The following is a 14,157-nucleotide window of genomic DNA, read 5'->3' as shown; positions in this document are numbered from 1 at the left end:
TTGTGAGAAGCCTGGCAACGTAGAGAAAGGAGCCGTGTATGTGGAGCAAGATCTTGGCGAAGATCATCGGCACGGCTAACGAGCGATATCTGAAGAGAGTTCGTCCGATCATCGAGAAGATCAACGCGTTGGAGCCAGAGGTCGAGAAGCTAACCAACGAGCAGTTGCGCGCCAAGACGGACGAGTTCAAGATGCGCTTGGCCGATGGGGAGACGCTCGATGATCTGTTGCCGGAGGCCTTCGCCGTTGTGCGCGAGGCCTCGCGGCGGACGACGGGCATGCGCCATTTCGATGTGCAGCTCATCGGGGGGATTGTGCTCCATCAAGGGAAGATCGCCGAGATGAAGACGGGAGAAGGGAAGACGCTCGTGGCGACGCTCCCCCTCTATCTGAACGCGCTCACGGGGAGAGGCTGCCATTTGGTGACGGTCAACGATTATCTGGCCAAGCGGGATACGGTCTGGATGGGCCCGATCTATCACCTGCTCGGATTGACCGTCGGCGTCATTCAGCACGAAGCGTCCTTCATCTACGATCCGACGTACAAGAATCCCGATCCTCGACTGGCGCGGTTGCGCCCGTGCACGCGGAAGGAGGCGTACCTGGCCGACATCACCTACGGCACGAACAATGAGTTCGGCTTCGATTATCTGCGCGACAATATGAAGTACGATCTCTCCGAGTGCGTGCAACGGGGCCATTATTATGCTATCGTGGACGAAGTGGATTCGATCCTGATTGACGAGGCGCGCACGCCGCTTATCATCTCCGGGCCCTCGGAGGAGACCGTTCAGAAGTACTACGACGCCGATATGGTCGCTCGGCGGCTCGTCAAGGGCGTGGACTACGAAGTGGATGAGAAGGCGCGCACGGTCGCCCTCACCGAAGTGGGAATCGAGAAGGCGGAACGCCTCTTCGGGTGTGGTAATCTCTATGCGCCGGAGAACATGGATCTGCTGCACTGCCTGACGCAGGCGCTCGTGGCGCATAATCTCTACAAGCGCGACTACCACTATATCGTCAAGGACGGCGAGGTCATCATCGTGGATGAATTCACCGGACGACAGATGCCCGGGCGCCGTTGGTCGGACGGTCTGCATCAGGCGATCGAGGCGAAAGAGGGCGTCCGCATTCAGGCGGAGAATCAGACGCTGGCGACGATCACCTTCCAAAACTATTTCCGCATGTACGAGAAGCTCGCCGGCATGACCGGGACGGCCGAGACTGAAGCCGAGGAGTTCATGAAGATCTACAACTTGGACGTCGTCGTCATCCCGACGCACAAGCCGATGATTCGAGTGGACCATCCGGATCTCGTCTTTCGCACAGCGGAGGAGAAGTGGAATGCCGTGGTGGAGGAGATCAAGGAGTGTTACAAACGCGGACAGCCGGTCCTGGTGGGAACGGTCTCGATCGAGAATTCGGAGATGCTCTCTCGGCGGCTCAAGAAACTGGGCATCCCGCACAACGTCTTGAATGCGAAACCGGAGAATGCCGAGCGCGAGGCGGAGATCGTGGCGCAAGCGGGGCGCAAAGGCGCCGTCACGATCGCGACGAATATGGCCGGGCGCGGCACGGATATCCTGCTCGGAGGGAATCCCGAATTCCTGGCCAAGGAATTCCTCAAGAAGCAAGAGATCAATCCCGAGGAGGCGACGCCTGAGCAGTGGCGCGCCGCCTACGAGAAGGCCAAGGCCATCACCGAACGGGAGCACGAGGAGGTCGTGCGCCTGGGTGGTCTGCATATCATCGGGACCGAACGGCATGAGGCGCGACGCATTGATAATCAGTTGCGCGGACGTTCCGGGCGGCAAGGGGATCCCGGCTCCTCGCGCTTCTACCTCTCGCTCGAAGATGATCTCATGCGCATCTTCGCCGGCCCGCGCGTGAAGGCGATCATGGATCGGCTTGGGGGATGGCCTTATGGGGAACCCATCGAGTCGAAGATGGTCACCCGCGCTATCGAACGCGCCCAGAAGGCTGTTGAGGCCCACAATTTTTCCATCCGCAAGCACCTGCTTGAGTACGACGACGTGATGAATAAGCAGCGGGAGACCATCTACGGCCTCCGTCGCCAATTGCTCGAAGAGACCGATCAGCGCGAGTACGTCTTGAGCTTGGCCGAGGATCTGCTGGATGATCTCTTGGAGCACTACCTGAGCGATGAGGTCAGCCCCGCGGAGTGGGATTTCAACGGCTTGAAGATCGAGTTGCGGCACATCTACGGTTTTGACCTGGAGGCCGAGGTTCCCGACTACGAACAGCTCGGGCGGGAAGAGTTGAAGGAGGCCATTTGGCCAAAGCTGAAGGCGAAGTACGAGGAGAAGGAGGTTCTACTTGGGCGCGAGGCCTTGCGCTACTACGAGCGGATCATCATGCTCAACATCGTGGACGCGCAGTGGAAGGATCACCTGCTGGTGCTCGACCACTTGAAGGAAGGCATCGGGCTGCGCGGATATGCGCAACGCGATCCGCTCGTCGAGTACAAGAAGGAAGCGTTTGCGCTCTTCGAGGCGATGCTCGATCGGATTGATCGGGAGACGATCCGCTTCCTCTGGAACCTGCAGGTCACCGCTGAGGCTGCTCCGCGCGAACGCTTGGAGCGACGGCGACGCCCGCAGCGCGTGCAGTATGTGCACGCGAGCGTCAGCGCCACAGCGTCGGCGCGCAGCGAGCCGGAGAAGCCCCGCACCGTTCGGCACGAAGGACCGAAGGTCGGACCCAACGATCCGTGCCCTTGCGGCAGTGGGAAGAAGTACAAAAAGTGTCACGGCGTCGGCTGAACGATCCTTCCCCCATGCTCTCTCCACCTCTCGCCGCTCTGCTTGTGGGGGCGTCTTCTCAACTGGCGGCGAGGGCGCTGGATTTTTTTTGCATTCCTGCTGAAAAAAAACTTGACTCCCAATTCGGCCCTTGGGATATAATACTCCGCGTCAACTGGAGGCTAGGGGGCGAAACGCAATGGGACGAAGATGGAGGAAGGTCGCTTTTATGTATTCGGCATAGCGGTGATTCTTCGATCGAAGGAGGAACGGCTATGTACATCGGCAGAACAAGTCAGAAGGTGATGACGTACAAGAGGCCGCAGGTCTCGAAAGTGACGGTGACGCTACCCAAGGCGCATCATCCACTAGAGGACATCCTCTCCAAGCCGGCCGTCCGCAAGGCGCTGTTGTGGATGACCCGGCGAGGATCGGATGGGAAGTGCTTCCTCGAAAAGCTATGCGAGAACTATGATAACCCGAACGCGGATTTCTGGACTCGCCTGAAGTGGTACTGGTCGAATAAAGCCATTGACCTGGCTTTGAAGAAGGCGGGTCTGGATAAGGAGACAATGAAGAAGCATCTGTTCCATCATACGCCGACGGTGAAGTCGCTCGCGCTGACGGCCAAGAGCATCGGGACCTATGGACTGACGGTGCCGCAGCGGTTCACGGCTCCACTCTTCGTCGTGTGGAACATCACGCAGGTGTGCAATCTGAGCTGCAAGCACTGTTATCAAGACGCCAAGCACAAACCGATGCCCGATGAGCTGACGACCGAGGAGAAGCTCGATCTCCTCGATCAAATGGCCGATGAGTATGTGCCTTTCGTAGCCTTCGCCGGAGGCGAACCCCTGGTGGCGAAGGACCTCTGGCCCGTGCTGGAGCATTGCAAGAAGCGCGGCTTCCATGTGACGATCGCCACCAATGGCATGCTCCTGACGCCGGAAATGTGCGCTCGCTTGAAAGAAGTGGGCGTGAAGTATATCGAAGTCAGTATTGATAGCATCAATCCCGAGGAGCACGACGAGTTTCGCGGGCTGAAGGGGGCCTGGGAACGCTCGATCCAAGGTATTCGGAACGCCGTCGCGGCGGGCATTCGGACCGGGATGGCGACCTGCTTCACCCGTGAGACGGTGCATACGGTGGACGAGGTTGTGAAGTTCGCCATTGATCTGGGCTGCAGCACCTTCGCTCACTTCAATTTCATCCCGGTCGGACGCGGTCGCGAGATCATGCATCACGACCTGACGCCCGGACAGCGCGAGTTGCTCATGCGCAAGCTGCAGCGGCATCTGGCCGAAGGGAAGATCAGCATCATCTCCACAGCCCCGCAGTTCGGGCGCTCGTGCATCATCTATGGCTCCGAGGAAGGCGTCTTCGCCACCGGACATGCTGGCAAAGGAGAAGGGAAGAAGACGCTCGTGCTTTCTCGCTACATCGGCGGGTGTGGAGCTGGGCGGTGCTACTGCTCGATCCAGCCGAATGGGATCATCAACGCCTGCGTCTACATCCCCTCAGAGGAGGTGGGCGACATTCGTCGGCAGAGTTTCAAAGAGATTTGGGAGAATGCCCTCTTCAGCGTGCTCTCGGATCGAGAGGACCGCGGCGATCACTGCGGCGTGTGCGATTACCGGCACTACTGCGGCGGATGTCGCGCGCGCTCGCTCGCGTATACGGGCGACATTCAAGCGGGCGATCCCGGATGCGTTTACAACGCTCACGAGTGGGTGGAGCTGACGAGTGGAGCCGATTCCGTGATGGCGAGCCACTTCACGATGTCAAACGGATTCAGCCTGGGCGCTGGCTGTGGCAGCGGCTGTGGAACGCCGGCGCAGACGCCGCTCGTGCAATTGAAGGGGCTGCGGCAGCAGGCGGAGCAGTTGGCTCAGATTGTGACTTCGGGCGTCGTCCAAGCGGCTATCCGCGCGGGCGAGATCTCGAATGTCCCCGAAGAAGACGTCCGCGATTTCGATGACGTCGTGGATCGGTTGAGCGCGCTCTTCACGAAGAATTGAGGTGTCAGGGAGCGGGAGATCGCCACTGATCTCCCGCTCGATCGTTGGAGGTGATGATGAGCTCGCGATCTCCGATCAACGGCCTCCGCTTCCGATTCATGTTCTTCGACTACATCTACATGCTCGGCGAGTGCCTCCTGGGCATCAGCGAGTTGCACGTCAAGATTCAACTTGTGGACCGCTACTGTAATAAGGTGCGCCATAACCTTCAGCTCCTTCAGCGCAAGGGAGCGAGCCGCGAGCAGATGCAAGAGTTCGTGCGCAAGGAGAATCAAGAGCTGCTCACGGGCTTTCGCCATCACAACATCTTCTACGACAAATATCGGCTTCGGCTGATCGCCATTCATCATGCGGGCACCGAGGGGGAACTGCTCGTGGATGATGTCTACAACGGTTCCGCTTACGTCGTGCCCGTCAAGCAAACGATCGACGTGCTCCTCACGCATGTCTTCGACAGCACGCCGGTGCAAGAGATGGGGCTCTTCGAGAAGGAACGGGCGGTCCTGGAGCTGACCAGCTCCGTGGATCCGAAGCCGGGGGAAACGGCGCAACGCGTGTTGCTGGAGCTGCACGAAGCGGCCCGAAACATTCACGTCTACGTGAAGAAGGAGAAGCTGCAGAGCGTCGAATATCTGGCCTCGGGAAAGCCGGTGATGGATCCTCAGGTGATCGTGGAAACCGAGAATCAAGAGACGGAGAAGGACCGTTTCTTGAAGGATCCGCTGATTCGCGAAGTGTTCCCTGAATGGAAGGGGGCGATGTTATGACGGAAGCTGAGCGGGTTCGGAACGACGCAGCGCCCGATGGAGCAGAAGGCGCACGCAAGGAACCGACGCAGGTCACGCTCTCGGTGATCGGCGATGTCTCCGTCGCCGCGTCGGAAGCTATGGGGATCAGCGAAGCGCCGATGGTCGTGACGTGGCGAACATCGGTGTTCTTTTTCCTTCCTGCTTATCTCCTCAGCCTCGGGGTCGGGTGGCTCGTTCGAGGGGAGGCATCGCTTTCGACGATCGCCCTCATCGTGCTCGGTCCGGTGGTATTGGCGACGGTCGTCTTCTGGCGGTGTCGCGTGTGGCGATTTCGGGCGCGGACGTGGAAGCGGCAGTTGGAGATCATGGAGGAAGCCCTCTTCTCTCTTCGCTATGAGGCGGCGAATGCGGCCAATGCCATTCGGGCGAATCTCATAGGATTCCGGTTAGCGAATCCTCAAGTGCTGATGTCGGAGCATCTGGATGTCATCCAGATGGAGACCGAGCGCATTGACCTCGTCGTGCAGAAATCGCAAGACCCCATGAGCTGGAAGGGAAGGAAGCGAGAGAGTCGGCCCGCTTTCGATGCGCAAGAGGCGCGCAGTCGGATCAATCTGTGAGATCGAGATGCTCGAAGATCTGGCGCAGGTAGATCTGGCTTCGCATCGCATCCCGTAGGGGATTGGCGTTGGGGTGGCTCGGATCTACATCCTGTTCGACGACGATCCATCCCCGGTAGTGCTGTCCTCGCAGTTCCCGAATGAGCGTCGGGAAGTCAACGAGCCCATCCCCCAGCGGACAGAACAAGCCCGCTCGCACGGCTTCGGTGAAAGTGAGGGGCTCTCGCCTCACGCGCTCCAGTACTTTCGGATCGACGTCCTTGGCGTGAACATGCCAGATGCGCGGCCCGTATGTTCGGACGGCGTGAATTGGATCCCCCCCTCCGTAGACGAAGTGGCCAGTGTCCAAGCACAGGCCGATCGCCTCAGGATCCGTCATCGCCAAAAGGCGCTCGATCTCCTGCGGGGTTTCAATGAACGTCCCCGCATGGTGATGAAACGCGACGCGAAGTCCGCGAGCACGGCAAGCCGCGGCAATGCGGTGCAGAAAGGCGACGGCCGTTTCCCATTGCGATTCCGCGAGCCCGTCTTCTGGCGTGACGCGACCGGCAATGGCCATACGGTGAGGGGTGAGGGCATCCGCCACCACTAAGAGCGTGACGCCGAGCGCGCTAAGCAGATCGGCGGTGCGCAGGACATCTGCGAACGCGCGCTCGAAGCGCTCGGGCTCCGAGAGTGGAACCGGGACGAAGGCGGTGACCAACTCCAGATAGCGTCGTGCCAATTCTGCGCGCAAGTGGATCGGATCTGAGGGCAGATATCCATACGGGCCGAGTTCCGTCCCCTCGTATCCGGCTTGGCTCATCTCGTCGAGGACTTCAGCATAGGACCGTTGCGCGCCCATGCCTTCGATCTCGAAAATCCCCCAACTCACCGGTGCCGTCGCAATCCTCATGGCATTCTCCCTCCCTGCAAGAATTCGTCCGCGTTCTCGCGCGTGACGAGCGTCGTGCCCGTATCAATGCGCTTCTCGATGGGCTCTCCGCGAATGACTTTGATGGCCGCTTCGACAGCGCGTCGACCCATCTCGAACGGATGCTGGGCGACGACCGCGTGCATCTGTCCGGCTTTGACGGCGCGGACGGCTTCTTGCGTGGCATCGAATCCGACGAGGATGACCTTCCCCGTCAGATTGCGAGCCGCGATGGCCTCCATCGCGCCCAGCGCCATTTGGTCGTTCGTCGCGAAGACGGCGCGCAAATCTGGGTGCGAGGTCAGGATATTCTCCATCACGGTCATCGCGAGCGCTCGTTCGCTGTTGGCTGGTTGGATGGTGACTAATTCAATGCCGGGAGCACGAGCGAGCGCATCTTGAAATCCAGCTACGCGATCCTCATGCGCCGCGACGCCCAGGATGCCGCGAATGACAGCCACTTTCCCCGTTCCTCCGAGCACGCGGACGATGTATTCGCCCGCGAGCTTGCCTCCCAGCCGATTGTCCGTCCCGATGTAGCTCAATTTCTCTGGCCAGGGAGCATCAGTATCCACCAAGAGCACGGGGATTCCGGCGGCCTTCGCTCTATTGAGCACCGGGATGACTTCGGCAGCCCCAGCCGGAGCGACGATAAGCGCCGAGACCTTTTTCAAAATCTGATCCTCCAAGATGGCCACCTGCTGATCAATGTTGATCTCGCGCTCTGGAGCGAGCACGGTGACCTCGACATCGGGATGTGCGCGCGCCGCGGCTTCGGCCCCTCGTTTCAACATGAGCCAGAACTCGCTGTCCAGGGCTTTCGTCACGACGGCAATGCGATATACCCGAGTTGTCCCTGTGCGTCGGCATCCGCCACCGGCAAAGAGCAAACTGCTGATCACAAGCGCGAGACTGATTCGCAAGCCCCATCGATCCATTCCTTGCATACCTCAGCCTCCGAGTGAGGGGTCTGTAGGGATTGGCATTCTGCGAGAAGGGCGAGCAGCACTCATTTGACGCTTCCTTGGCGACCTGTTATGCTTACGAGCTTGTGGATCCCGAGGTCTTTGGAAGGGAGGGCGAGGTGTCTCAGGTCGGAGCCTTCATCCGCTACCTGCGTCGTCTGCCGCGGGAGAAGCGCTTGCATACGGTGATCCTGTTTGTGACCTCTCACTGCAATGCGAAATGCCGCACGTGTTTTTATTGGTCGGCGCTGAACCAAGAGGGCGACTTGACCTTCCCAGAATTGGAACGCCTCTCGCGCACGATGCCTCGGTTTCAACAACTCTTGTTGAGCGGTGGGGAGCCGACGCTGCGAGATGATCTGCCGGAGATCGTCGCGCTCTTTCATCGGAACAATGGAATCGAGAGCCTGAATTTTCCGACGAATGGGTTGAAACCGGAGCGCGCGCGCGCCTTCGTCGAGCGCATCCTGGAGGAGAACGAGGCCCTCACCGTCTATCTGAATTTCTCCGTGGACGGGCTGGCGGCGACCCACGATCGCCTTCGCGCCGTTCCGGGAAACTTCGCGAAGGTCGAGCATGCGATTGCCCTCGTTCAACCGCTTCGGGAGCGCTTCCGAGGGCGCCTTTGGGTTGGCGTCGTCTCGGTCATCTGCGAGGAGAATCATCACGAGTTGATTCGCCTGGCCGAATATTTCCTGGAGCGACGCGTCCTGGATGGCCACTATTTTCAAATCGTTCGTGGCGATCCCTTGGATCCGACGCTCAAGGCCGTCCCGCCCGATGCGCTGCGGAAGCTCTACGGCGAGATCTCGCGTGTTCAGGAGGAATACGCGCGGCGTGCTTTCGATGATCCTGATAGAGCGGCGCGATGGATGAAGCGAATGATCTATGTGGGGACGTTCAACTTCCATCACCGCGTGCAATTCGCCAATTACGTTCATGGGAAAGCCTGGCCCATGCCCTGCACGGCCGGCGAGACCTCGCTCGTGATTGATTTCAACGGCGACGTTCGCGCATGCGAACTACGCGCCCCCTTGGGAAATTTGCGCGATTACGACATGGACTTCGTCGCCTTTTGGAATTCGGCAGCTCGGCAGCACGAACTCGAAGCGATCGCTCGCGACCGATGTTTCTGCACGCACGTCTGTTTCCTTCACGATAGCCTGCGCTTCTCGCTGAAGGCTCAGCTTGTGGGGATTCCGACGAGTTATCTCGCGCGCCGCTTCTGGTGACCCTCACCGTCGAAACACGCGGCGACGTTCCAGGGCGCGTTGCCGAAGCACGTCCACCCACACCGCGATGACGATGACGACTCCAATAACCGTCGTCTGCCAGTAGGCAGAGACATCGAGCAAGTTCAATCCATTCCGCAAGACGCCCATGATGAGGGCTCCGACAAGGGTCCCCCAGACTGTGCCGACGCCGCCGAAGAAGCTGGCTCCGCCAATGATCACAGCCGCGATGGCATCCAGCTCAGCGCCGACGCCCGCAAGTGGAAATCCCGAATTCATCCGTCCGGCCAAGATGATGGCTCCCAGAGACGCCAATCCCCCGCTCATGGCATAGACGGTGATGAGGCGACGATCTACGGGAATACCTGCGAGCAACGCCGCCTGTTTGTTCCCTCCAATGGCGTAGATGTCGCGCCCTACGGTCGTGTGCGTGAGGAAGAGATGAAACAGTGCGTAGACGACTAGGACGACGATCACAGGCATGGGGATGCCGCCCAAAGTCCCAGCACCCCAAAAGCGAAAATCCTCGGGAAGTTCAGAGATTGGAAATCCCCCGGAGAGCACGAGCGCCAATCCGCGGGCGACATTCATCATCCCCAGCGTGGGGATGAATGGGTGAGGGAGACGAAGCTTCGTGAGCAGCAATCCGTTGGTCATCCCCAACGCTATCCCAACACCAAGCGTTGTCACGATGGCGATAGAGGTCGGCACTCCCGTCTTGAGCAGCAGAGCGACTAAGACGCAACAGAACCCGAGGACAGAACCCACCGAGAGGTCAATCCCCGCCGTGATGATGACGAGCAATTGGCCGAGAGCGAGTAGCGCGTTAACGGCGGACTGCCGGAAGACGTTGAGCACGTTCTCGAAGGTGAGAAAATGCGGGGAGAGCACGGCGAGCGCTCCGCTCATCAGAAGAAGTGCCAAAAGGGGACCGAATCGGCGCAGTAGTGGCACGATCCACTCCAATCGGAAGATCCGGCTCGCATCTGTCCATGCTGAAGGAATCTCGCGATTCATCCTTCTCCTCCTGTGGCGAGGTAAAGGATGCGATCGTCCGTGACCTCCTCCCGGCGAAGCTCTCCGACGATCCGCCCGCGATGCATGACCAGGACTCGGTCAGCCAGATGTCGAATCTCCTCCAGTTCCGAAGAAACCAGGAGGATCGCTGCTCCTTGAGCGGCCAAGCGCCGAATCACTTCGTAAATCTCCGCCTTTGCGGCGACGTCAATGCCTCGCGTGGGCTCGTCCAGGAGAAAGATGCGCGGGTTCATCGAAAGCCAACGCGCGAGGATGATCTTTTGTTGATTCCCCCCACTCAAGAGCATGACCGGATGATCAACGCTCGGCGTCTTCACGCGTAACTCGCGGAGGAAGCGCTCGGTGATTTGTCGCTCCGCGCGCGCGCGGACGAGAAATCCAAAACGAGCAAGCTGCGTCTGAACCGAGAGGATCACGTTGGTATGCACCGAAGCTGTGGGGATGAGCCCTTTGGCCCTTCGATCATCGGTCACAAGCGCCATTCCATGTCGTATGGCATCGGCGGGCGTGCGGATCGTCACCGGACACCCGTCAATGAGGATTTGCCCAGATGCATATTCTCGCGCGCCGAAGAGAGCCTCCACGAGTTCCGTTCGGCCCGCGCCAACAAGCCCCGCCAAACCCACGATCTCCCCCCTATGGACGGTAAACGTGATGTCGTAGAATCTCCCCGGAGCCGTCAAGCCTTCAACTCGCAAGATCGGCGCGCCTCTGGTACGGGGTTCCTGTTCGGGAAGATAATCCTGCCATTCTCGGCCGACCATCGCGCGCACCAGCTCTTCCGGACTCGTTTCCGAGATGGGTTTTGTGAGGATGCGCCGACCATCGCGCAAGACCGTCACGCGATCGGCAATCGCGTAAATCTCGCGCATTCGATGCGTGATGTAGACGATGCCCATGCCGCGCGCCTTCAGTCGCGTGATCGTTTGAAACAAGCGCTCCGTCTCGCGTTCCGAAAGGGGAGAGGTCGGCTCGTCGAGAACCATCAACTCAGCCTCAAAGGCGAGCGCTCGGGCGATTTCGACGAGCTGTTGTTCGGCGACGCTCAGCTCGCTCGCCGGACGTCGAGGATCGATATCGTGCCCAAGCTCTCGCAAAAGCGCGCGTGCGCGCTCGTGGATATCGCTCCATCGAACCCAAGAGAAAAGCATTCGTTGGCTCGGCAGGCCTCCAAGGAAGACGTTCTCTCCCACGCTCAACTGAGGGACAAGCGTCAGCTCTTGAGGCACCATGCGAATGCCTAGGCGGTGGGCATCGCGTGGCGTCTGAAGCTTCACAGCGCGCCCCTTCCATAGGATGCGACCGCGATCAGACGCGTGAACTCCCGTCGCGATCTTCACCAGCGTGGATTTCCCTGCCCCATTTTCCCCGATGAGCGCGTGGACTTCTCCCGCCTTCACCTCGAAATCTACGTCGTCCAGCGCGACGATCCCCCCGAAGGTCTTCGTGATGCCTTCCAGTCGCAGCAAAACTTCCGATGAGGGCATGACGGCCTCCGAGCGTGAGCCTCTGCTCACTTTGCGCGCGTGCCCTTCCGTCCCCCGTTCATGGGAGAGGATGCTCTCAGCAGGCGCATTTCCTTATGAGGAAGAAGTCACTTCCCCCTCTGCACCAGGCGCGGGGAGCGTTTCGGTCGGAGGAATGACTCGTCCGTCAATCACCCGCCAAACGTTCAAGCGCTGAGCTAGTTGCGCCGCTTCTTCGGTGACACTCTCTCCCGCGACGACGGAAATCGTGCGTAACCCGAGTTGTGAGAGTAGAAGCGCGCGCCGCGCAGCTCGCTCGACATCGGATAAGCCCACGCCCCAAGAGACTTCGATGACGAGATAAACCTCTCCGCCTTCTTCCGGATGCCGTCCACGTGCGACAATGTCCGTCTGGATGATCTCGTCAGCCTCGGCATCCGTCAGCCGTCCTTGTTCAACAGCATCTTCTAAGAAGGCGCTCAGTTCTTCGGAAGAAAGGACGCGGATCTTTCGAGCAAGCGCGCGAAAATACGCCGGTGCATGCCGCTCGTACTGATACTGGAGGTGGAATCCTTTCAAACGAGCGACATCCCGGCTCATGGCATCCATACGCTTCGTCAGGAAATCCAGGCTCGATGCCAAGATCGCGATCTGCTGCTCGGCATGCTGTTGCGCGCGAGCTAAAGCCGCGACTTCTGCGCTCAATGCTGTTACGACTTCTTCTAACCGAGCTACGCGCGCCTCCATCTGTCGCTGGGCTTCAGCCAATTGCCGCTGGGCCTCGGCCAGAGCAGCGACGATCTCTTCCAGCCGTGCCATCCGTTCCTCTAACTGAGCCACGCGTTCCTCGGTGCGTCGTTGGGCCTCAGCCAGAGCAGCGACGATCTCTTCCAATCGCGCCACGCGTTCCTCGGTGCGTCGTTGGGCCTCAGCCAGAGCAGCAACGATCTCTTCCAATCGCGCCACGCGTTCCTCGGTGCGCCGTTGGGCCTCAGCCAGAGCAGCAACGATCTCTTCCAATCGCGCCACGCGCTCCTCGGTGCGCCGCTGGGCCTCAGCCAGAGCTTCGATGGCTTTACTGAGGTCTCGGACGATCTGTGGCAAAGACAAAAGTTCTTCCGTCAGCAGCACCCGTCGCAGTTCTTCTCGCCACTCGGGATGCTGCTCCAGAAGTCGCAGGAGGTCTCGAAATTCCGCGCTCGTGAATGACATGCTGATCTCAATTATCCTCGCCCGCGACGGCCTTCGTCAAGATGGTGAAGACTCAGCCTCCTGTCCCGTCAGGGGACTACGGCGACTTTGACGGCTTCGCCTGAGCGCAAGAGTCGAAAGCCCTCGCCGATCGCCTCTAGTTCCACGTGGTGAGTGACCAATCGCTCGAGCGGCAGCAGCCCTCCCTCCAACACGCGCACAACTTTCGGAAAAGCTGTGCGTTGGATGTATGACCCCAAGATGGTGATCTCGTAACGCGTGATCTCGTACTGATTCAGCTCGCGCGCTGCGTGTGCGTTCATGCCGAAGAGGATGATACGCCCACCACGTCGTACCAGTCGAAGAGCTTCCGGTAGGAGCGTTCCAACGGCGTCAATGACGATGTCGGCACCCAAATGGGTTCGTCTCTTGATCTCCCGAGATGCGTCATAGAGAGTGGGATCAAGAGCAACATCAGCGCCCAGACTTTCGGCCATCTGACGCCGAAACTCGGCGGGTTCGATCACGCAGATCGGATAGGCTCCAGCCGCCTTATAGAGCATCAAGAACATGAGTCCGATGGGCCCTGCCCCGAGGATAGCGACACTCTCTCCCGGGACGAAGGCTGACTTCTCAAATGAGTGCAGTACGCAGGAAAAGGGTTCGGCGAGTGTCGCGCGATCCGCGGAGACCTGCGCGCTGATCTTATGCAGGGCTTTCGCCGGGGCGACGTTCCACTCCGCTAATCCGCCGTGCCGAAAGATGCCCAACGTCGTCATATTCTCGCACATGTTCGAGAAGCCCAATCGGCAATATTCGCAGATCCCGCACGTGATGTTGGGATCAATGACTACGCGATCCCCCGGATGAAGGTGGCGCACGTCGGAGCCGACCTCGACGACCGTCGCAACATACTCGTGGCCGAGGATCGTTCCTGGCGTAGCCGGATGTCCTGGCGGAATCGAGAGGATATGGAGATCGGTTCCGCAAATGCTCGCGCGTTCCACCTTCAAGAGGACCTCGTCCGCGGCTTGAAGTTGTGGTGAGGGGGAAGATTCAATCCTCCACTCCCCCTCACCGCGAAAGACCACAGCGCGCATCGTCTCTCTCATGGCCAGATCTCCACCATATCGCCGACTCGAAGGTGGATGGGATCCATTCGAACCGGCAGGGAAGGACCCGGACGGAAATCCGGGCCCAGGA

The 14,157-nt window shown here is 59.7% G+C and carries 11 protein-coding genes; 5 read left to right on the top strand and 6 right to left on the bottom strand.

Features of this window, described 5'->3' with window-relative positions:
• Positions 1 to 38 precede the first annotated feature (38 nt).
• The 4 genes from secA (at position 39) to NZ746_10330 (ending at position 6,149) form a co-directional block, all read left to right on the top strand.
• On the top strand, positions 39 to 2,783 hold the full coding sequence (gene secA / locus NZ746_10345; protein ID MCS6817763.1) for a preprotein translocase subunit SecA: 2,745 nt from the start codon (positions 39 to 41) through the stop codon (positions 2,781 to 2,783).
• Positions 2,784 to 3,037: 254 nt separating this feature from the next.
• The gene (locus tag NZ746_10340; protein MCS6817762.1) at positions 3,038 to 4,780 is read left to right on the top strand and encodes a radical SAM protein; all 1,743 of its coding nucleotides are present in this window, start codon (positions 3,038 to 3,040) and stop codon (positions 4,778 to 4,780) included.
• 56 nt (positions 4,781 to 4,836) lie between these two features.
• On the top strand, positions 4,837 to 5,547 hold the full coding sequence (locus NZ746_10335) for a hypothetical protein (GenBank protein MCS6817761.1): 711 nt from the start codon (positions 4,837 to 4,839) through the stop codon (positions 5,545 to 5,547).
• Complete coding sequence (locus NZ746_10330) at positions 5,544 to 6,149, top strand: hypothetical protein (protein ID MCS6817760.1); 606 nt, start codon at positions 5,544 to 5,546, stop codon at positions 6,147 to 6,149. The genes NZ746_10335 and NZ746_10330 overlap by 4 nt, the downstream gene beginning before the upstream one ends.
• Here NZ746_10330 and NZ746_10325 read toward each other — a convergent pair.
• Both NZ746_10325 and NZ746_10320 read right to left on the bottom strand, forming a co-directional pair.
• Positions 6,139 to 7,044, bottom strand: a complete 906-nt coding sequence (locus tag NZ746_10325; GenBank protein ID MCS6817759.1) for a TIM barrel protein — start codon at positions 7,042 to 7,044, stop codon at positions 6,139 to 6,141. The two genes, NZ746_10330 and NZ746_10325, sit on opposite strands and share 11 nt — an antisense overlap.
• Entirely contained in the window at positions 7,041 to 8,009 is a 969-nt protein-coding gene (locus NZ746_10320; GenBank protein MCS6817758.1) for a sugar ABC transporter substrate-binding protein, read from the bottom strand. Before NZ746_10320 ends, NZ746_10325 begins: the two co-directional genes overlap by 4 nt.
• 137 nt (positions 8,010 to 8,146) lie before the next feature.
• Here NZ746_10320 and NZ746_10315 point away from each other — a divergent pair, with 137 nt between their 5' ends.
• A complete protein-coding gene (locus NZ746_10315; protein MCS6817757.1) occupies positions 8,147 to 9,259 on the top strand; it encodes a radical SAM protein in 1,113 nt (370 codons plus the stop codon).
• A 3-nt stretch (positions 9,260 to 9,262) separates the two neighbouring features.
• Here the strand turns inward: NZ746_10315 and NZ746_10310 are convergent, their stop codons facing one another.
• From NZ746_10310 to NZ746_10295, 4 genes are all read right to left on the bottom strand, one after another.
• The gene (locus NZ746_10310; protein ID MCS6817756.1) at positions 9,263 to 10,276 is read right to left on the bottom strand and encodes an ABC transporter permease; all 1,014 of its coding nucleotides are present in this window, start codon (positions 10,274 to 10,276) and stop codon (positions 9,263 to 9,265) included.
• Entirely contained in the window at positions 10,273 to 11,784 is a 1,512-nt protein-coding gene (locus NZ746_10305) for a sugar ABC transporter ATP-binding protein (GenBank protein ID MCS6817755.1), read from the bottom strand. The genes NZ746_10310 and NZ746_10305 overlap by 4 nt, the downstream gene beginning before the upstream one ends.
• Positions 11,785 to 11,877: 93 nt before the next feature.
• Positions 11,878 to 12,975, bottom strand: a complete 1,098-nt coding sequence (locus NZ746_10300; protein ID MCS6817754.1) for a hypothetical protein — start codon at positions 12,973 to 12,975, stop codon at positions 11,878 to 11,880.
• Positions 12,976 to 13,043: 68 nt separating this feature from the next.
• Positions 13,044 to 14,066: an alcohol dehydrogenase catalytic domain-containing protein gene (locus NZ746_10295; GenBank protein MCS6817753.1), complete on the bottom strand. Its 1,023-nt coding sequence runs from the start codon at positions 14,064 to 14,066 to the stop codon at positions 13,044 to 13,046.
• Positions 14,067 to 14,157 lie beyond the last annotated feature (91 nt).

The organism is Blastocatellia bacterium (assembly GCA_025055075.1).
Classification (GTDB): domain Bacteria; phylum Acidobacteriota; class Blastocatellia; order HR10; family HR10; genus HR10.
Note: the sequence above shows the minus strand (reverse complement) of the source record. Positions and strands in the feature narration are given on the sequence as shown.